Annotated in this window: 12 protein-coding genes and 1 other RNA gene; 3 read left to right on the top strand and 10 right to left on the bottom strand. The window is 71.3% G+C overall.

Annotated elements, in window-relative coordinates:
* Positions 1-599 precede the first annotated feature (599 nt).
* On the bottom strand, positions 600-785 hold the full coding sequence (locus DZA62_RS18755; RefSeq protein ID WP_116950440.1) for a hypothetical protein: 186 nt from the start codon (positions 783-785) through the stop codon (positions 600-602).
* Positions 786-910: 125 nt separating this feature from the next.
* Between DZA62_RS18755 and map the strand changes: the two genes are divergently transcribed.
* Entirely contained in the window at positions 911-1,759 is an 849-nt protein-coding gene (gene map / locus DZA62_RS18750) for a type I methionyl aminopeptidase (RefSeq protein WP_116950439.1), read from the top strand.
* 21 nt (positions 1,760-1,780) lie between these two features.
* On the opposite strand, the gene DZA62_RS18745 is transcribed toward map, so the two are convergent.
* On the bottom strand, positions 1,781-5,554 hold the full coding sequence (locus DZA62_RS18745) for a S8 family serine peptidase (RefSeq protein WP_116950438.1): 3,774 nt from the start codon (positions 5,552-5,554) through the stop codon (positions 1,781-1,783).
* 94 nt (positions 5,555-5,648) lie between these two features.
* On the opposite strand from DZA62_RS18745, the gene ppgK reads away from it, so the two are divergent.
* A complete protein-coding gene (gene ppgK / locus DZA62_RS18740; protein WP_232827531.1) occupies positions 5,649-6,422 on the top strand; it encodes a polyphosphate--glucose phosphotransferase in 774 nt (257 codons plus the stop codon).
* A 10-nt stretch (positions 6,423-6,432) separates the two neighbouring features.
* An RNA gene (rnpB, locus tag DZA62_RS18735) (RNase P RNA component class A) lies at positions 6,433-6,806 on the top strand.
* Positions 6,807-7,452: 646 nt separating this feature from the next.
* Here rnpB and DZA62_RS18730 read toward each other — a convergent pair.
* From DZA62_RS18730 to DZA62_RS18695, 8 genes are all read right to left on the bottom strand, one after another.
* Positions 7,453-8,925 carry a family 16 glycosylhydrolase gene (locus tag DZA62_RS18730; protein WP_198663942.1) on the bottom strand — a complete coding sequence of 491 codons (1,473 nt, stop codon included), beginning with the start codon at positions 8,923-8,925 and terminating at the stop codon, positions 7,453-7,455.
* Between the two features lie 66 nt (positions 8,926-8,991).
* Positions 8,992-10,026: an ABC transporter ATP-binding protein gene (locus DZA62_RS18725; RefSeq protein WP_116950435.1), complete on the bottom strand. Its 1,035-nt coding sequence runs from the start codon at positions 10,024-10,026 to the stop codon at positions 8,992-8,994.
* Positions 10,023-11,087 carry an ABC transporter ATP-binding protein gene (locus DZA62_RS18720; RefSeq protein ID WP_116950434.1) on the bottom strand — a complete coding sequence of 355 codons (1,065 nt, stop codon included), beginning with the start codon at positions 11,085-11,087 and terminating at the stop codon, positions 10,023-10,025. The genes DZA62_RS18725 and DZA62_RS18720 overlap by 4 nt, the downstream gene beginning before the upstream one ends.
* A gap of 12 nt (positions 11,088-11,099) precedes the next feature.
* Complete coding sequence (locus DZA62_RS18715; RefSeq protein ID WP_116950433.1) at positions 11,100-12,278, bottom strand: ABC transporter permease; 1,179 nt, start codon at positions 12,276-12,278, stop codon at positions 11,100-11,102.
* 11 nt (positions 12,279-12,289) lie between these two features.
* Complete coding sequence (locus DZA62_RS18710) at positions 12,290-13,279, bottom strand: ABC transporter permease (protein ID WP_116950432.1); 990 nt, start codon at positions 13,277-13,279, stop codon at positions 12,290-12,292.
* 13 nt (positions 13,280-13,292) lie between these two features.
* A complete protein-coding gene (locus DZA62_RS18705) occupies positions 13,293-15,251 on the bottom strand; it encodes an ABC transporter substrate-binding protein (protein WP_198663941.1) in 1,959 nt (652 codons plus the stop codon).
* A gap of 82 nt (positions 15,252-15,333) precedes the next feature.
* Complete coding sequence (locus DZA62_RS18700; RefSeq protein ID WP_116950431.1) at positions 15,334-16,935, bottom strand: FAD-dependent oxidoreductase; 1,602 nt, start codon at positions 16,933-16,935, stop codon at positions 15,334-15,336.
* Positions 16,936-17,064: 129 nt separating this feature from the next.
* Entirely contained in the window at positions 17,065-19,524 is a 2,460-nt protein-coding gene (locus DZA62_RS18695) for a glycoside hydrolase family 3 C-terminal domain-containing protein (RefSeq protein ID WP_116950430.1), read from the bottom strand.
* Positions 19,525-19,552: the final 28 nt, after the last annotated feature.

Raw genomic sequence — 19,552 nt, 5'->3', positions numbered from 1 at the left:
CGGCAAGGGCCACCGTTCGCGGGACGGGCGACCTCGTCGGCTCAGCCCACTCGTCGGCTCAGCCCACTCGTCGGCTCAGCCCACACGGTGGCTCAGCCTGCTGGTAGGCCCGATCTGCCGTGCGTCGGGTTCGTGCCGTTCGCCGTCCACCTGCGGCCCATTCTCCAGCCGCGCAACCGCGCCTCGAGCGGACCTGTTGGGCGCTTCGCACCGACGACGACCGCTTGACCCACGGCTACGCGGCCCAAGAGCGTGGCAGCTACCAGGGGGACGGGGCGAGTCCGCACACCTCAGGCTTCGCAGGCGTGGCCCCCGGTCCCACCGTCGGCCGTCGTGGCCGACCGGCCGCCCAGCCCACCGGCCACCGTCGCTCAACGACCGTCGCCCGACCCACCGTCGCCCGACCCACCATCGCCCGACCCACCATCGCCCGGCCCACCGTCGCCCAGCTCACCGGCCACCCCGCCCGACTCCCACCGACCTGCCAGCGTCACCCGGCGACCGACGACCTGCCCCCAGCGGCGAGTCGATCACGGAGAAGTGCAGGCCGCCCGGCCTCCGGAACGTGCTGTCCCAGGATCAACGGGCGGGGACGGCCGTCAGGATTCGTCGTTCCAGTCGCGGTCGAGGGCGTCCTGCTGAGCCGTGCGTTCGTGCGCCCGCGCCAGCGCGTCCTCGGCCTCCGCGCGCGTCTCGTACGGCCCGAGACGCCGGTCGTTGGGGCAGCCGTCGACCGGCTCCACCCGCGAATGCACCAGGCACCAGTACCAGGGTCCGTCGGCCACGATGACTCCCTTCGCCGGAGAGGCGCACCTCAGCCGAACACACCAGGCTTCGCCTGAGAAACGCACCTCAGCCGAACACACCAGGCTTCGCCTGAGAAACGCACCTCAGCCTAGACTTTCACACCATGTCGCCCGTCGTACCCGGCATCGTCTCGCCCGAGCGCCCCGTCCCGCCGTCCATCGCACGCCCGGAGTACGTCGGCAAGGCCCGTCCAGCGCCGTTCACCGGCTCGGAGGTGAAGGACGCCGGCACCGTCGAGCGCATCCGCGTCGCGGCCCAGTTGGCCGCGCAGGCGCTGGCCGAGGTCGGCAAGCACGTCGCGCCGGGCATCACCACCGACGAGCTGGACGCCATCGGGCACGAGTTCCTCGTCGAGCGCGGCGCGTACCCGTCGACGCTCGGTTACCGGGGGTTCCCGAAGTCGCTGTGCACCAGCGTCAACGAGGTCATCTGCCACGGCATCCCCGACTCCACGCTCGTCCGCGACGGCGACATCGTGAACATCGACATCACCGCCTACATCGACGGCGTGCACGGCGACAACAACGCCACGTTCCTCGCCGGAGACGTCGACGAGGAGACGCGGCTGCTGGTCGAGCGGACGCAGGAGTCGCTGAACCGCGCCATCAAGGCCGTCAAGCCGGGCCGCGCCATCAACGTCATCGGGCGGGTCATCGAGTCGTATGCGAAGCGGTTCGGCTACGGCGTCGTGCGCGAGTTCACCGGGCACGGCGTCGGCGAGTCGTTCCATTCCGGCCTGGTCGTCCCGCACTACGACGACCCCGGGTCGACGACGATCATCGAGCCGGGCATGGTGTTCACCGTCGAGCCCATGCTGAACCTCGGCACGCACGAGTGGACCATGTGGGACGACGGCTGGACGGTCGTCACCCGCGACGGGCGGCGGTCGGCGCAGTTCGAGCACACGTTGCTGGTCACCGAGAACGGCGCCGAGATCCTCACCCTCCCGTGAGGTCCCGGCACCGTCTCGCCGTCACCGCAGGCCGAACGCCCGCACGACGGTCTGCTCCAGCCGGTTGCCGTCGACGTCGGCCGCGCTGAGCCGCAAGCTCACCGCGTCACCGGCCCCGTCCGGAGCCGCGAGGGTCGCGGTGTAACGGTCGCCCCGGCCCCGCAGCGGCGCCGGGGTCCACGACTCGCCGCCGTCGTACGAGACCTCCAGCTCGACCTCGTCGATCTCGACGCCGGGCGTCCCGACCTGGTGCCGCAGGCCGACGTCGACCCGGATCGGGCCGTCCGCCGGCACCGCGCCGAGCGCGTCCGCGCCGGGCACGTCGTAGTCGGCGACCAGCAGCGGCAACCGCTCGCCGTCGCCGTCGTCGCCGGCCGAGTGGAACGTCCACGCCGAGCTCACCTGGGTGGAGTAGAGCCACCAGGGCTGCTCGAATCGTCCGTCCAGCTCCAGGCGGAAGGTGCCGGGGCCGGCAGGGACGTCGATCGCCGCGCCGCGATCGGCCGCCTCTCCCAGGAGCTCGTCGTCGCGATACAACCGCATCGCGTACTCCTCCAGCGGGGAACCGAAGATCTGCACGTGGCCGGGATCGTGGACGAAAGCGCTGAACAACGCCCAGATGGAGTCCCCGAATCGTTCGACGACGGCGTCCGCCGACTCCCGATCGGGCAGCGTCTGCGTGGCGACCGGGCTCATCCACCGCACGTCGTCGCGCTGCCGCGGCCGGTAGGTCCGGGGGATCTCGCTCCAGGCCGGCCCGCCGTCGTCGGCGTTGTGCGGCAGTACCTCCTGCCACCAGGTCACGTCGTTCGCGAGGACGTGATCAGTGCGCTCCGAGGGCGCGGCCACGAACGGCAGCATCCAGCCGCCGATGCCGTTGCCGGACGGCGACCGGCCCTGCCGCGTCTCCGACGTGTTCGACATGGGCACGTGCGCGCCGAACTGGACGTCGATGGTCGCGAAGTCGGTCGTGCGGAACCGCCACTCGGGCCTCTCGGGGATCTGCCCGCGGGTCGGGACGAGGATGTCGTAGACGAACGGGGTGACCGCCGAGCCGGTGAGCTCGAGCTCCACCGGACCGGCCTCCAGCAGTGCGCTCAGCTCCGCCGCGGAGGCCCGGCTGATCCCGATGACCGGGAGGTCGGCGAGGGGGTACATCCATTCGGTCCGCACGCCCGCGGTCCGCGAGTCGTAGAACAGCACCGCCTTCGCGCCGGCCTGCTCGAGGTCGGCGGCCTGCTCGCCGTTGTCCCGCTCGGGGTCGCGACGGGCCAGGGCGATCATGCCCTCGACGGACGTCTGTCGCAGCTCGTCGGGGCCGGCCGCGCCCACGTCGACGACGGGGAGTCGCAGCGTGCCGTCGACCCGTTCGGACATGACGTAGTAGTCCGCCTCGACCTCGACGGACGCGCCCGGCACCTCGGCCCGGACGGGCCGCTCCTCCAGCCGCGCACCGGCGTCGAAGAGGAACTCGCCGGACGTCACGGGCTCGGTCGGCGTGGCGAACAGCGCGTAGTCCATCCCGATCGTCTCCAGGGACGACACCAATGCGAGCTCGTCCTCGGAGCGGCCGCGGGCGTAACCGACCTGACTCCACCGTGGGGTCGCCGACTCCGCGCCTCGGACCGTCGTGCGGACCGGCGCGGCGCCCTGGGCGTCCAGGGTGACGTCCGCCGGGCCGGTCACCTCGACCTCCGGCTCGGTGACCAGCGTGTACTCCCTCGACCGGTCGTCCGCGGCCGCGCGGTAGAGGAACGAGCCGAACGAGTACGTGCCCGGGGGCAGCCGCAGGGTCGCCGACCCGTCCTGCACCGGCTCGACCGTCCAGCTGCCCTGCTCGACGTCCACGACCTCGACCTCACCGGACGCCGGTGCGCCGGCCCGGTCCACCAGCCGCACCGTGACGTCGTACATCTCCGGTTCGACGAACCAGCCCACGGGGATGCGGACGGAGCGCTGCGTCTGCGAATCGGTGGCGACGACGGCGGCCTCGTAGTTGCCGGGGTCGAGGCCGGTGGCGTCGACGGTGACGGTGGCCGTCGCGGTGCCGCCGGCCGGGATCGCCAGCTCCGACGGTGTGACGGTGATCGAACCCTCGGGCGGCGGCTCGGCCCCCGTCGTCGTGACGGCGACGTCCACCGTGACGGGCGCATCGGAGACGTTCGTGTAGGTGACCTCACGGGTGACGGGCTCGATGTCATCGTGCGGCCAGCGGTAGTAGCCGAACTCGAGCTCGCCCTCCGACGGCACGACGCTGACGGTCGTCGCGCCGGCGACGTCGACCCGCCCGGCGCCCTGCTCGTAGATGCTGATCTCCGGGGTGGGGGCCGCGGTCGACATCAGGACCGCTCGCAGCTGCGACGCCGACCAGTCCGGGTGCTGCCCCGCGAGGATCGCAGCGGCGCCCGCGACGTGCGGCGCCGCCATGGACGTCCCGTCCAGCGCCAGGTACGGGTCGTCCGAGGGCTCCCCGACGCCTCCGTCGCCGAGGGTGGTCGACCGCGCCGCCGTGATCTCGACGCCGGGGGCGGTGATCTCCGGCTTGACGGCGCCGTCGGTGAGCCGCGGGCCGCGGCTGGAGAACGGCGCGAGGACGTCGTCGCCGTCCACGGCGCCGACCGCGAGGGCGGCATTGGCCGTCGCGGGGCTCGCGACGGTCTCGCGGCCGGGCCCCGCGTTCCCCGCCGAGGTCACGAAGAGGACCCCCGACTCCTCCGTCAGCCGGTCGACGGCGAGGGCCGCGGGGTCCTGGCCGTCGGTCGGCTCCGACGAGAGGCTGAGGTTGACGACGTCCGCACCCTGCTCCACGGCCCACTCCATGCCGGCGATGACGTCGGACATCTGGCCGCTGCCGTAGTCGTCGAGGACCTTGCCCGAGATGAGCCTCGCCTCGGGCGCGACGCCCCGGAAGCCGCCGTCCGACGCCGCGCCGGTGCCCGCGGCGATCGAGGCGACATGGGTGCCGTGCCCGAACCGGTCCACGGTGTCGTCGGACATCGAGAAGTTCTGTTCCGCGACGACCTGGCCGGACAGATCCGGATGGGTGGCGTCGACGCCGGTGTCGAGGATCGCGATCACGGCCCCGGCGCCGGCGTACCCGTTCTCCCACGCCTGCGGGGCGCCGATCTGGGGGACGCTCTCGTCGAGGCTCGCCCGGACCGTGCCGTCGAGCCAGACGTGTGAGATCGCGTCCGCGCCTGCGCGTGCGCCGGCCCCGGCCGCCTGCGAGAACGTCGCCCAGAACTGCGACGCGGTGTCCTTGTCCTGGTCCACCGCGACAGCGTCGATGCTGTTCAGCGTGCCGGTGACGGTCCCACCCGGCAGCTCGCGCCCGGCCGCCCGCGCGCCGGCGTCCGCATCGGCGTACTGCACGATGAGCGGGAGCGTCGACCGGCCCTCGTCGCCGTACCCCTGGGCGATGAGCCCGGTGACGTCGAACAGGCCGGGGTCGAGGGTGCCCGCCGCGAGGAACGGCTGGGCCGCGGCCGGCAACACGTACGTCCGGTCGCCGGCGCGGCGGATCTGCACCGCGTCGGAAGGGCTGTCCGGCCCGGGGACCATGGTGACGGTCTCGCGTCCGGGCTCTCCGGCGCCGACCAGCACCCGATCACCCGTCACCAGGGTGACCAGCCGGCCGCCGCCGCCGGCCGCCCCGGCGTGCCCGGGTGGCTCAGGCGCCTCGGGTGGTGCGGGTGCGCCCGTGCTCGCGCCCGCCGTCAGCACCATGGCCAGCGCGGCGCCGAGCGCGACCCGCGCCGATCGTCGTCCGTTCTTCGGCCGTTCTCGTTCTGTCATCACACTTGCAGGACGGATCGAATCACCAGGAGGTTGTCCGGCCGGTCACAACTGTCGGCTGGCCCCGAGCGCGTTCATCGACGAAGCTGATCCTGTGAACGACACGAGCGCGACGCAGGGCTTCGGCATCGACATCGGCGGCAGCGGCATCAAGGGGGCACCGGTCGACCTCGGCAAAGGCGAGTTCGCCGCCGAGCGCGTCCGCGTCGACACCCCTGAGGAGTCCACCCCCGACAACGTCATCGCGGTGGTCCTCGAGGTGCTCCAGCAGTTCGGCTGGGATGCGCCGTTCGGCTGTACGTTTCCCGGCATCGTCAAGCGCGGCGTCATCTCGTCGGCCGCCAACGTCGACAGCTCCTGGGTCGGGGTGAACCTCGAGAAGGAGCTGGCCGAGCGCACCGGGCAGCACGTCACCATCGTCAACGACGCCGACTCCGCCGGGGTCGCCGAGGACCGCTTCGGCGCCGCCGCCGACGTCGACGGCGTGGTCATCGTCACCACGCTCGGCACCGGCATCGGCAGCGCCGTCCTCCACGACGGCAAGCTGCTGCCGAACACCGAGTTCGGCCACCTCTACCTGCACCACCACCACGAGGCCGAGAAGTACGCGGCCGCGTCGGTGCGTGAGGAGAAAGAACTGTCGTGGGAGGACTGGGCCGAGCGGCTCCAGGTGTTCTACTCCCACCTCGAGTTCATCTTCTCCCCCGACCTGTTCGTCGTCGGCGGCGGCGTCAGCAAGAAGGCGGACAGGTTCCTGCCGCTGCTGGAGCTCGACACCCCCATCGTGCCGGCCGGGCTGCGCAACGACGGCGGCATCATCGGCGCGGCGCTCCTGGCCGCCGAACGCGCAGCGCAGGCGGTATCCTGAGACCGGAGGACGAGCCGGCCGGGCGGCCGCGTCGGGGCCGTCAGGTCCCGCCGAGGAAAGTCCGGACTCCACAGGGCAGGGTGGTGGGTAACGCCCACCCGGGGTGACCCGCGGGACAGTGCCACAGAGAACAGACCGCCTCCCGCGTTCGCGCGGGCGGTAAGGGTGAAACGGTGGTGTAAGAGACCACCAGCGCCCCAGGTGACTGGGGCGGCTCGGTAAACCCCACCCGGAGCAAGGTCAGACAGGGAGCGTTCGAGGGCGGCCCGCCCGAGCTCTCGGGTAGACCGCTGGAGACCACCGGCAACGGTGGTCGTAGATGGATGGTCGCCGGTCCCGGTCCGCCGGGAACCACAGAATCCGGCTTACAGGCCGGCTCGTCCCCCGCCACCGCGGCCGGTCCGCGTCATCGGCGACATCCTCACCCGCCGCCGCGACACCTCACCCGTCCGAGAATCGCATGCCGCGCGCACGAGGCGGCGTCACGGTCATCGTCGCGAGTGAGGTGTGGTCCAGGCGAGTGCAGACCACGCCACATGCGCACGCCTGGTGGCGGCTCACCGGTGCCGAACCGCTGGTCGAGGTGCGGGTAGCGCCCGGAGTGCCTCGTCGTTGGCCGCCGGCTCGACGAGGTGCGCCGGGTCGGAGAAGAGTCCCAGGATCCCGGTGATCTCCACGGTGACACCGGTCTCCTCCTTCGTCTCGCGGATCGCCCAGGAGCTGGGCGATGGTCTCGCCCAGCTCCTGGGTGGCCGGCGCCGTTCACGGCGAGCACGCCCGCCGCGGGCACGAGGCTGTTCGGTGCCGGCGCGTCCGGATCGTTCCAGTACTCGATGCGGCGGCCCATCAGACGTCCTCACCGCGGTGGCGAGCAGCCACGTCCACAGCTCATGAGCACGCTGCCTCGATGGGGACAGCCCTCGACGACTCCGCCGAGCGCGGCCTCCCCGTCCCGGAGTGGGACACAACTGCATCACGTCCACCTCGAGCACGGCTGCCGCGAGCGAACATGATCATGGACGGCGGCGTCCTAGGCGTCGCAGGCGATCGAGCCGGTGAACTGGCACTCGTCGCCCGGCGCGGTGTAGGCGACGCGGTCGACGCGCATGGTGAGAGGGCCGGTGGGCGGCACGAAGGTACCCATCGACGAGGTCGTCTCGCTGCCCCAGATGTTGAGGAACAGCTTCGCGTCGCGAACCGGGATCTTCGTGGGATCGGTCACCGACCAGGTCAGCTCACCGTCGACGTAGTAGTCGAGCCGCTGCGCGCTCCACACCATGCCGTAGTCGTGGTAGGCGGCGTCGGACGACGGGTCGAGCGCCGCGGAGCCGTTCGCCATCGGCTGGTTGTACCGTGACGTCGCGTGACGCACGCGGCTGGTGTCGACGCCGAGCAGCCTCGCCAGGTCGATGCCTTCCGCCGGTCCGGCATCACCGGCCGGCACGTAGGTGGCCAGCGACGACACCACACCGGAGTTCTCGACCGCCTGGGCGCGCACCTCGTACGTTCCATAGCCCAGTGGTCGTCGGTGCTGGACCTCGGCGCAGGCGTAGGCCCGGTCGCCCGTCGGCTGTTCGACGAAGGTCAGCTCCAGGGCGCCGCCCGCGGTCGTGGCCTGGTCGGCATCCCAGGCGCAGTTGTACGCGGCGCCGCTCGCCCACCCGTCGGACACGAACCAGCGGGCCGTGTCGAGGGTGTCGAACTCGTCGACGAACGAGGTGGTCGGCGCCTCGATGCCGCACGCCATCGACTCCGGGAACGGGCACGGGTCGCCCAGCTTCGTATACGCGACGTAGTCGTACTCGGTGACGACCGGCTGCCCAGGGTACTCGAACGGTCCCATCCAGTCGTTGAGGGTCTCCGTGCCCCAGGTCATGACGATGATCCGCTGGGTATGGGACGGCACCTGGGCGGGGTCGGTGTAGGTGCGGACCAGCCGGCCGTCGACGTAGAAGCGCAGCCGGTCGGGCTCCCAGACGAACGCGTAGTCGACGAACTCCAAGTCGTTGTCGACGCCGAGCGCGACCGGGCCGCCGCCCGCGGCGACACCGTCGACCCAGGCGTTCGGCTCGACCTCGGTCGTGTCCTTGCCGAGCACCTCGAAATCGATCTCGTGCCAGGGGTCGCCGTGTGACGGCCCGGTGTAGGTGAACAGCGACTGGTTGGTACCGCTGGCCCGGTCGACCCGCATGCGCGTCTCGTAGGTCCCGTAGCCGTAGTTCTGGGTCGTCTGGATCGAGGCGCACGAGTAGTTCTGACCGGCGTACGGGGTGTCGTCCAGCTCGATGGTGAGCAGTCCGCCGGCGACAGTCGCGTTGTCCTGATTGAACGCGCAGTTCATGTACGTTCCGTTGCGGTAGCCGTCGGAGACGTACCAGAAGTCGCTGTCCAGTGGCGTGTCGAAGTGCTCGATGAACGAAGGTGGTCCGCTGCCGTCCACGGGCGCCTCGTCCGCCTGGACGCCGGTCACGGCGAATCCGGCGGTGACGATGGCTGTGGCCATGCCCGTGACGAGAGCCGCTCGTCGTCGTATTCGCATGGATCAGTACCTGCCCTTCTGTCGTCGTCGTCAGACGGGATCGGGTTCGATGCCCGCGAGGCTGAGGTCGTCGGTGCGCAGACATGCCGCCCGGTGGCCGGGCCCCGTCCGCTCCAGCGCGGGCGCGCCGCCCGGCACGTCGCAGCTGCCGGGCACCGCGTACGCGCAACGGGTGTGGAAGGTGCACCCGGGCGGCGGGTCCGCCGGGTCTGGGAGGTCGTCCGCGAGGCGGATGCGGCGCCCGGCGTCCCGCAGCCGCGGATCGGGCCGGGGCACCGCGGAGAGGAGCGCTTCGGTGTAGGGGTGGCGCGGCCGCGTGTAGAGCTCGTCGGTCGGGGCCACCTCGACCATCCGGCCGAGGTACATCACCGCGACCCGGTCGCAGACGCTCTCGACCACCGACAGGTCGTGCGAGATGAACAGGTACGTCAGGCCGAGCTCCTCCTGCAGGTCGCGCAGCAGGTTGAGGATCTGCGCCCGGACGGAGACGTCGAGGGCGGACACCGGCTCGTCGGCGATCACCAGCCGCGGCTCGAGGATCAGCGCCCTCGCGATGTTGACCCGCTGCCGTTCCCCGCCGGAGAACGCGTGCGGATACCGGTGCAGGTACTTCGGCGACAGCCCGACCCTGCTCAGCATGCCGGCCACGCGGTCCTCGAGCTCGGATCCGGTGGCCACGTTGTGATTGCGCAGTGGTTCGCCGATCACCTGCAGGAGCGTCATGCGGGGGTTCAGCGACGAGAACGGGTCCTGGAACACGACCCTGATCTGGCGTTGCAGTTCACGCAGGTCACGGTTCCGCGCGGTGGTGAGGTCGACCTCGTCGCCCGCGGCGTCGCGATAGCGGATCAGGCCCGCGGTGGGGCTGATGATGCGGGCGATGCTGCGGCCCAGCGTGGTCTTGCCGCAGCCCGACTCGCCCACGAGGCCGAGCGTCTCACCGGGCTGGATCGCGAGGTCGACGCCGTCGACGGCGCGGACGTGACCGACGGTGCGGCCGAACAGCCCCCGCTTGACGGGGAAACGTACATGCAGGTCCTGGACCTCGAGGATCGGCGCGGTCATGGCGTCACACCCGACCCGTCGGCCGGCGGCGACGCTGACACCGCGACCGGGTCGTACAGCACGCAGCGCGCCGTCCTGGCCGGGCCCACGACCGCGTCGGGCGGGTCGGTGCGGTCACAGACGCCGGCGACGGCCACATCGCAGCGCGGATGGAACGCGCAGCCTGCGGGGCGGTCGGACGGATGAGGCACCGTTCCGCGGATGGTCGTCAGCCGCTGCCGGGAACCCCGGCCCATCCGCGGGACGGAACCGATCAGCGCCCGCGTGTACGGGTGCTTGGGATCGTGGAAGATCTCGTCGACGCCACCGCGTTCGACGACGGTGCCCAGGTACATGACGACCACCTCGTCGGCGATCTCGGCGACGACGCCGAGGTCGTGGGTGATGAACAGCACCGACATGCCCGACCGCGCCTGCAGGTCGCGCAGCAGGTCGATGATGCGCGCCTGGGTGGTGACGTCCAACGCCGTGGTCGGCTCGTCGGCGATCAGCAGCGCCGGGTCGCAGGCCAGCGCGATCGCGATCATCACGCGCTGGCACATGCCGCCGGAGAGCTGGAACGAGTACGCCTCCATCCGTGCCTCCGGGCGCGGGATGCCCACCCTGCGCAGCAACTCGACGGCCCGGTCGCGCGCCTCCGCCCTGCCGAGCGGGAGATGCAGGCGGATCGCCTCGACCAGCTGCGACCCGACGGTATGCATCGGAGACAGCGACGCCATCGGCTCCTGGAAGACCATCGAGATCTCACCGCCGCGAATCCGGCGCATCCGTTCGCTCGTCGGCTCGAGCGTCGCGAGATCGACCTCATCGCCGCCCGCGGGCCGCCACCGGATCCGTCCGCCGACGATCCGGCCGGGCTCGTCGACCAGCCCGAGCACCGACCGCGCCGTCACGCTCTTCCCGCAGCCGGACTCGCCGACGACGCACACGGTCGCACCGCGCGGCACGGACAGGCTGACGCCGTCGACGGCCCGAACCGTCCCCTCACGGGTGAAGAACTGGGTCTTCAGCCCATCGATCTCGAGCAGCGGTCCGTCGCCGACCGCACTGGCAGCACTCATCCCCGACCGACCTCATCTCTTGTACGGGTCGGCGGCGTCGCGCAGGCCGTCGCCGACGAAGTTCAGGGCCAGCACCGAGACGATCACGCACAGGCCTGGCAGGAGCAGCCACGGCGCGGTCGCCATGGCGCGGATGTTCTGGGCGTCCTGCAGCAGGACGCCCCACGACACCACGGGTGCCTGCAGGCCCAGACCCAGGAAGCTGAGCGAGGTCTCCGCCAGGATCATGCCGGGGACCGACAGCGTCACGGAGGCGATCAGATGGCTGCTGAACGACGGCATCATGTGGCGGAAGATCACCCGCTGGCGGCTGCTGCCGTCCAGGCGCGCGGACGTCACGAACTCCTCGTTGCGCAGTGACAGGAACCGCCCCCGCACGACCCGGGCGAGGTCGGTCCAGGCGATCGCGGCCAGGATCGTCGTGATGGCGAAGTAGCGCTGCATCGGCCCCCACTCGGGTGGCAGCGCGGCGGCCAGCCCCAGCCACAACGGGATGCTGGGCACGGACATGAAGAACTCGACGAGACGCTGGATCGCCAGGTCGGTCCTGCCGCCGACGTAGCCGGAGATCCCGCCGAGGGTCACGCCCAGGACGAACGCCATCGCCACCCCGACCAGCCCGATACTCATCGACACGGTGGTGCCGTGGATCATCCGGGACAGCAGGTCGTGCCCCGTCCGGGTCCCGCCGAGCAGGTACATCGGATCGTCCGGGTTCGTCGGGCCGATGAGGTGCCGGTCCCAGGGGATGAGGCCGAGGATCTCGTACTCCTCGCCCTTCACGAACAGGCCGACGTCGATCTTCTGGGACTCGTCGGGCTCGAAGGTGAGCTCCAGCGTCTCGTCGTCGACGGTGGAGCGGTATCCGTGGACGAACAGGCCCCAGTCCCAGTCGCCGCCGGACCGGTCGACGACGTGCAGCCGCTGCGGCGGGGCGTAGGTGTACTCGGGGTCGAACGTGCTGGAGCTGAAGGGCGCGAGGAATCCGGCGAAGACCGCCACGACGTAGATGCCCGCGGTGACGATCAGCCCGGCCATGGCGAGCCGGTGCTGCTTGAACCGCCACCAGACGAGTCTGCGTTGCGAGGCCGTGCCCCGGGATCGCCGCCCGGGGGTCTCCGGCACGGCCGCGGGCGACTCCGGAGGTGGATCCGGCTCGCGCGGCGGCGCCTGAGACGTCAGATCGGTCATCGGGAGCCTCCCTACCGGTGCCCGAGTCGGACCCGGGGATCGAGCCGGGCGAGCAGGACGTCGGACAGCAGCGTGCCCACCACGGTCAGCACGCTGACGATGAGGATGATCGAGCCGGCCAGGTACATGTCCTGGCTGCGCAGAGCGCCGAGCAGGAGCGGCCCGGTGGTCGGCAGGTTCAGCACGGACGCCACGATCACCTCACCGGACAGCAGCGCCGGCAGCACCCAGCCGACGGTGGAGATGAACGGGTTCAGTGCCACCCGGAGCGGATACTTGAACACCAGGCGCCGCTCCGGAACACCGCGGGCCCGGGCGGCGACGACGTACGGCTTGCGGACCTCGTCGAGCACGTTGGCCCGCAGGATCCGGATCAGCCCGGCCGTTCCGGCGGTACCGAGCACGACGATCGGGATCCACAGGTGGGCGGCCAGGTCGCCGACCTTCGCCAGGCTCCACGGTGCGTCCCTGTACTCCGGCGAGAAGAGCCCGCCGACGCTGTACCCGAACACCGTGTGCATGACGTACATCAGGCCCAGCGCGATGAGGAAGTTCGGCACCGCGAGGCCCAGGAACCCGATCGTCGTCGCGAGATAGTCGCCGGGCGAGTACTGCCGCACGGCCGAGTAGAGGCCGATCGGGAACGCGATGAGCCAGGTCGCGAGCAGCGTCGACACGGTGAGGACGATCGACAGCGGGAGCCGGTCGGCGATCAGGCTCGACACGCTCGTCCCGTACTCGAACGACTGCCCGAAGTCACCGTGGACGATCCCGGACATCCACGCCAGGTACTGCTCGTGGACGGGCCGGCCGAGGCCGTACCGGTCCCGCAGGCCGGCCAGCATAGCCTCGTCCACCTGCTGGCCCTCGGCCTCCAGCCGGGTGACCATCGTGGTCAGGTAGTCGCCCGGCGGCAGCTGGATGATGAGGAACGCCACGACGGAGATGGCGAACAGCGTCGGCACCATGACCAGGCAGCGGCGCGCGATGAAGGTCAGCACAGTGGCCGCCCGGTCAGCCCTGGATGAAGAACTGCTCGGGATTGGCGACACCCGGGTACGGGAAGTTGGCGGCGAAGTACGTCTCGCCGAGCATGTTGTGGAAGGTGTTCTTGACCACGCCGTATCCCGTCAGGGGTGTGCTGACGCCGATCAGGTGGAACTGCTCGCGTGAGATCGCGAGCACCTGACGCATCAACTCGACCCGCCGGTCGGCATCGGGCTCCACGCGCAACTGGTCGTAGAGCTCGCGCTGCTCGACCACGTGGACCGGCGGCTCCAGGCCGGCCGGGTCCGTGCCGTCGGACACGTACCAGCGGTCCCACAGGACACCGAACGCGTTGTCCGCGCCGCCGGAGGGCATGAAGTACTGCGGGGTGGTGACGGGGTTCAGGCCGCCGTCGCCGTCCCAGACGTGCGCCTCCTGGTCGTTGGCGTCGAGGATCTCGTACCGGTGCTCGCTCGCCTCGCTCTGGATGGACAGCTCGACGCCGACCTCCGCCCAGTGCGTCTTGATCAGCTGCATCGCGTCGGTGAGCTCCGGCTTCTGGTCGCTGGGCGCGAGGATCCGGATGCCGATCGGGCTCCCGTCGGGGCCGAGCCGCCGGCCGTCGCCGTCGGTCTCGCTCAGCCCGGCCGCGTCGAGGTGCTGACGGGCGAGATCGACGTCGTACTCGGTGTACTGCCGGCCGAATTCTTCGTCGTACACCGGACTGTCCGGCAACGCCGCCGGCTGCCACGGCTCGCCCTGCCGGGCGAAGACCGCGTCGATGATCTCCTGCCGGTTGATCGCATGTGACAGGCCGATGCGGAAGTCGCGGTTCTGGAAGACCGCCCGCTTGACCTCGTCCTTGCAGTTCTGGTTGAGCAGGATGGTGCAGGTGTTGATCTTGTCGGGGATGAGGTCGAAGAAGTCGTAGCCGCCGGTCTCGCGATCGGCCGCGAGCACCGGCTTGTTCGCGGTGGTCGTGACCACACGCTCGATCATGTCGATCTCGCCCTGGACGGTGTTGAGCAGCAGCACCTGCTCGTCCTGGACGATCCCGAACTCGATGCCGTCGAGGTACGGGAGCTGGCTGCCCTCGGGGTCGACCTTCCAGTAGAACGGGTTGCGCTCGAACGTCATCTGGCTGGCCTCGGAGATCGGCGTCGTGGGCACCCAGGCGTGCAGTCGCGGCAGATTCACGTCGGCCCAGAGGGCTTCGCCGCCGATCGCGTGCTGCAGCGCCTCGGCCCACCCCGAGAAGTCATTCGCCTGCGCGGCGGCGTCCGCGTCGGGGTTGAGGGCGAGGTGGTACTGCTGGAGGTAGTGCTTGGGCAGCCGGGTCAGGACGTTGTGCGGCTGGTTGGCGATGGCGTCGAGGAACAGCGCGTACGGCGCGGCGAAGGTGAACCGCACGGTGCGGTCGTCGACCTTCTCCAGTGTCGCCATCGCGTCCCCGGACCGGAACATGCCCAGCCCCTCGGGCATCACGTCCGGGTTGTTGACCAGGTCGTCGTAGGCGAAGACGATGTCGTCGGCCGTGAACGGCTGTCCGTCCGACCATTTGAGGCCTTCGCGGAGCACGAAGGTGAACTGCGTGACGTCGGCGCTGGCCTCGAACGACTCCGCGACGTTGGGGATGATTTCGGTCCAGTCGCGGTTCCAGCGGACCAGGTTCTCGTACGCGACCGAGTAGTCCAGCCGGAACGGCTGAGCGCCGACCATGCCGTTGCGCCAGGTGCCGCCGTACGGTCCGATGCGGTCCACGGGCTCGACGACCAGCGGGTTGGCCGGCAGCCGATCGGCCACCGGAGGCAGCTGGCCGGCGTCGACCAGCGCCTTGAGGCTGGGCGCCTCCGGGCCGTTCGTGGCGCTCGCGGGAGTCGGGCCGCCAGCGCCGGATCCCGACGACGAACAGGCCGGCACCGCTGCGACCAGTGCCAATGCCCCACCGGCCCGGAGTAGCTGGCGGCGGCTGAGGTTTGCGTCCATCTCAGTCTCCTTCGACATGAGTGCACAGGAGTCACGCTTCGAGGCGGCCGGCCGCGCGCAGGCGGCGGCGCCGTGGGGGCGGTCAGTAGCCGCGGACGTCGGGCCAGGCCAGCTCGACGCCGTGATCGGTCAGGGTCGTCTGGAACGCGCTGAGGTGCTCGGTGTCCGCGCGCACCTGGTGGGGGGTGGTGCCGTGGGTCAGGCAGTACGCCGCCAACAGGCCGGCGGACTCGCCGACGTTCCACTCGACCGGGTGCAGCCGGTAGCTGCCGTTGGTGATGTGGGTGGTGCCGATGTTCTTCGCCGCCGGCAGGAGGTTGCGCGTCCGGACCGGAAGCAGGGCGCCCAGGGGAATCTGGAACGGTGTCGCCGCGACGTCGATGTAGTTGTCGCCGCCGGTCGACGGGTGCAGGTCGATCCGGTAGGACCCGATGCCCACCGAGTCGGCGTACCGCGCCGCGCCCCGGTCGCCGCGCTGCGCGAGCGCGACGTCCTGTTCGACGACGGTGTACTCGGCGGCGATCCGCCGCGACTCCCGGATGTACGGCGCCTTGGCCATGCCGTGGTCGGTGCCGAAGACGTCGCCGCGCAGCCGCAGGCCGGGCAGGCCCGTGCCGCCGTCGGCCGTGGGCAGCTCGGTCTGCAGCCAGTAGAGGAAGCTGCGGCTCATCCGCAGTGCGCCCGCGGCGTGCCCGGCGGCGGCCTCGGCGTCGACGCCCGCCCCGGTGCCGTCCTCGACCGGAATCACCGGGCCCTCGACGTAGTCGATCATCGGCCAGTTCACGATCACCAGGTCGCTCGCGAACGCACCGGGCGCGAAGTTGGCGCGGTCGAGGACGCGCCGGAACTGCCAGAGGTCGCGGTCGGCGCCGATGTGCGCGGTGTCGCCGTGCGGGATGAACGTTCGCTCGGCCGGCTTCAGGTCCCACGGGGACGGCGCGACCATGCCGAACATGGGGCCGGGCCAGTAGGACGGCTGATAGGTGCGCCAGAACGCGTAGTCGTCCGGCTTGTCGATGGTGTGGTTCTCACCGGCGCGGTGCTCGATGGCGAAGCACCAGGACACCGCCTGCATGTTGGCCGGCTGCGCCTCGGCCGGCGCCGACGGCTCGCCGGTACTGTCCCGGGACTCGAAACCGGTCACGTACTCGGTGCCCGTGAGCGGGAGCAACTCCCCCGTCTCGGTGGCGTCGAGGATGTACGGCGCGACGAGCGTGAGCCGGACGTCGTTGTCCAGGTCGTGGACGACGACGCTGGTGACCGTGTCGCCCTCGGTCGTCGCGCTGACCGGGCGATGCCGCGTCCGGACCTCGATGCGGCCGTCGGCCCGGTGCGGCGCCAGCATCCCCTCCAGAACCGCCAGGCCGACCCGCGGCTCCGCGCAGAGCTGGCTGACGCGGCCGTTGCCGGGATTGAAGGCCCGCGCCGCCCGGGCCCGCGCCGTGACCGGGTACCAGTGACGGTAGTAGTCGCGGATGCCCTCGCGCAGCGCGCGATAGCTGGCGGTGCAGCCGAACCGCTCGATCCACGGGTGCTCGTCGGACGGCACGCCCTGGGCGGTCAGCTGCCCACCGATCCAGTCGGTCTCCTCGGTGATGACGACACGGAATCCGGACCGGGCCGCCGCCAGCGCTGCGGCCACGCCCCCGAGGCCGCCGCCCACGACGACGACGTCCGCGCTCATCTCCTGATCACGAGCCACGCCTGAACTCCTTCGCACCGTTCGCTGGGAATACGTAGTAGCAGCGAGATCACCGCTGTAGAAGCGCGCTATTACGTATGAGCAGAATCTAGGGGTGGAATCGCCCGGATGTCAACGGCCGATCGTGACCATCTCGACGAGCGGAAGGTCATCGACGTGATGTCCGACCTGGACCAGGTGCTCCCCCGGCTCCACGTGCCAGCCGGCCTCCCAGTACTCGAAAACGCGGCGCCGCAGCTGGATCGTCACCGCCTGCTCGGCGCCGGCCGCCGCGCGCACCACGGCGAAGCCGGCCAGCCAGCGGACCGGGCGGCCGACGGCGCTGCCGGGCCGGGAGAGATACGCCTGCACGACGTGCTTGCCCGCCCGCGAGCCGGTGTTGCGCACGGTGACGTGCACGTCGACCCCGCCGTCGGCCCGGGGTTCGACCCGCGGATCCGACAGGTCCCACGTCGTGTACCCGTGCCCGGCCCCGAACGGGTAGGCCGGGATGCCGCCGTCGCGCAGCCAGGCGCGATAGCCGACATGGACACCTTCGTCATAGACGACGTCACCGTCGACGGCCGTCGTGTCCAGCACCGGGACGTCGGCCTCGGTCGCCGGCCAGGTGGTCGGCAGCCGCCCGCCCGGCTCGGACGCCCCGAGCAGCACGTCGGCGATCGCGTGCCCGACCTCCTGCCCGCCGAACCACGCCAGCACGACGGCCGCGACCTCGTCGCGCCAGGGCATCAACACCGGCGCGCCCGCGTTCACCACGACCACCGTGCGCGGATTCGCCGCCGCGACGGCGCTGACCAGCTCGTCCTGCCGGCCCGGCAGCGCCAGTGTGGTCCGGTCGAAGCTCTCGCTCTCCATGTCGCTGCTGGTTCCGACGACGGCCACCACGACGTCAGCCCGGCGCGCGGCCTCGACCGCGGCCACGATCGCGTCGTCCGGCGACGACGTCGCGAGGTCGACACCGACGATCAGCGTGACGGCCGCGTCGGGGCGATCGCGCTCCGGCAGCTCGACCCGCGCCTCGATGGTGACGGCACGGCCGGCGACCATCTCGACGGGAGCGCTCGCGATCGGCGGCGACAGCAGTCCGCCGGCGAAGTCGGGCCCGTCGTGCACCAGCTGCCGCTCCACCAGCGTCACTCCGTCGATCGACAGCCGGGCGTGGCCCGCGGCGGCCACACCGAGCCGCACCGTCTCGCCGGCCTCCGGCACGTAGCTCGTCGACAGCTCGACGACGGCGACGTCCGCCAGCCGCGTCGAGCCGAATCTGGCGAGGTCGGCGGAGCGCCGGTGCTCGGTGAACACGACCGTTCCGTCGGCGGCCCGGCACACGACCCGCACCCCCGGCGTCCCGTCGACCGGGTCGGTGAGCCGCGCCGCCGGCAGCGGCGCCAGATCGGGCTGGACGAGGGCGCCGAGCTCCCAGCGCACGTCGGCATCGGGCAGGGCGCGCCGCAGACCCTCCAGCGGCGAGACCACGTAGTCGGGTTGGACGTGCGCGCTGCCACCGCCCTGACTGCGAGCGATGAACGCGTTGTGCCCGACCACCGCGACCGACCGCAACGCCGCCGCGTCCCACGGCAGCTCGCCCTCGTTGCGGACCAGGACCATGCCGTCGGCGGCGACCTCACGCGCCAGCGCGGGTCCGGCGGCGACCTGCGCCGCGCCCGCGGCGGAGCCCGGCCCGAACCCGTCCAGCGCGCCGACCCGGGCCGCCAGCCGCAGCACGCGCAGCACCTTCTCGGCGATCACCTCCGCGGGCACGCGGCCGCCGCGGACCGCGTCAACCAGCACGTCTCCCCAGTGACCGTCCGGACCCGGCATGACGACGTCCTGCCGGGCCAGCGCCGACGGCTCCGTGCTGGTGACCGCGCCCCAGTCGGAGACGACCACGCCGTCGAAGCCCCACTCGCCGCACAACGGCTCGGCCAGCAGCGGGTTCTCCGTCATGGTGGCCCCGTTGACGCCGTTGTAGGCGGACATGACCAGCCACGGCCGCTCTTCGACGACGGTGTCCTCGAACGCCGCGAGGTACAGCTCGCGCAGCGCCCGGTCGCTCACGACGACGTTGGCGGTGTGCCGGTCGTTCTCGAAGTCGTTGGCGACGTAGTGCTTCGGGCAGGCGCCCACCCCGCCATCCTGAACGCCGCGCACGTACGCGGCCGCCAGGCGCGACGTCAGCAGCGGGTCCTCCGAGTACGCCTCGAAATGCCGGCCGCCCAGCGGGCTGCGGTGCAGGTTGATCGTCGGCCCGAGCACCACGTCGGCGCCCATCCGGCGCGCCTCTGCCGCCAGCATCGTTCCGTAGCGGTAGGCGAGAGCGGGGTCCCAGCCGGCGCCGAGCGCCGTCGCGGACGGCAGGTTCAGCGCGGTCTCCTCGCCCTCCCAGCTGATGCCGCGGATGCCGGACGGCCCGTCGGACAGCCTGATCGAGCGCAGGCCGATCGCGGGCTCGGCCGGAAGGTGCCAGAAGTCGGCCCCGGTCAGCAGGCGGACCTGCTGCTGGAGCGACAGCTTCTCGACGAGGCCCAGCAACTGCTCGTCGAGGGCGCTGCCGGAGACGGAATCGAGCATGGTCCCTCCTCATCCGGGCACGCGAGCC

Source organism: Jiangella endophytica (assembly GCF_003427025.1).
GTDB lineage: Bacteria > Actinomycetota > Actinomycetes > Jiangellales > Jiangellaceae > Jiangella > Jiangella endophytica.
Note: the sequence above shows the minus strand (reverse complement) of the source record. Positions and strands in the feature narration are given on the sequence as shown.

Bases quoted from the DNA above. Each gene is read 5' to 3' on its own strand.
- DZA62_RS18715 (WP_116950433.1), bottom strand. From the start codon at position 12,278: ATGACCGATCTGACGTCTCAGGCGCCGCCGCGCGAGCCGGATCCACCT.
- DZA62_RS18700 (WP_116950431.1), bottom strand. From the start codon at position 16,935: ATGAGCGCGGACGTCGTCGTCGTGGGCGGCGGCCTCGGGGGCGTGGCC.
- map (WP_116950439.1), top strand. From the start codon at position 911: ATGTCGCCCGTCGTACCCGGCATCGTCTCGCCCGAGCGCCCCGTCCCG.
- DZA62_RS18745 (WP_116950438.1), bottom strand. From the start codon at position 5,554: ATGACAGAACGAGAACGGCCGAAGAACGGACGACGATCGGCGCGGGTC.
- DZA62_RS18695 (WP_116950430.1), bottom strand. From the start codon at position 19,524: ATGCTCGATTCCGTCTCCGGCAGCGCCCTCGACGAGCAGTTGCTGGGC.
- DZA62_RS18730 (WP_198663942.1), bottom strand. From the start codon at position 8,925: ATGGCCACAGCCATCGTCACCGCCGGATTCGCCGTGACCGGCGTCCAG.
- DZA62_RS18720 (WP_116950434.1), bottom strand. From the start codon at position 11,087: ATGAGTGCTGCCAGTGCGGTCGGCGACGGACCGCTGCTCGAGATCGAT.
- DZA62_RS18725 (WP_116950435.1), bottom strand. From the start codon at position 10,026: ATGACCGCGCCGATCCTCGAGGTCCAGGACCTGCATGTACGTTTCCCC.
- DZA62_RS18705 (WP_198663941.1), bottom strand. From the start codon at position 15,251: ATGGACGCAAACCTCAGCCGCCGCCAGCTACTCCGGGCCGGTGGGGCA.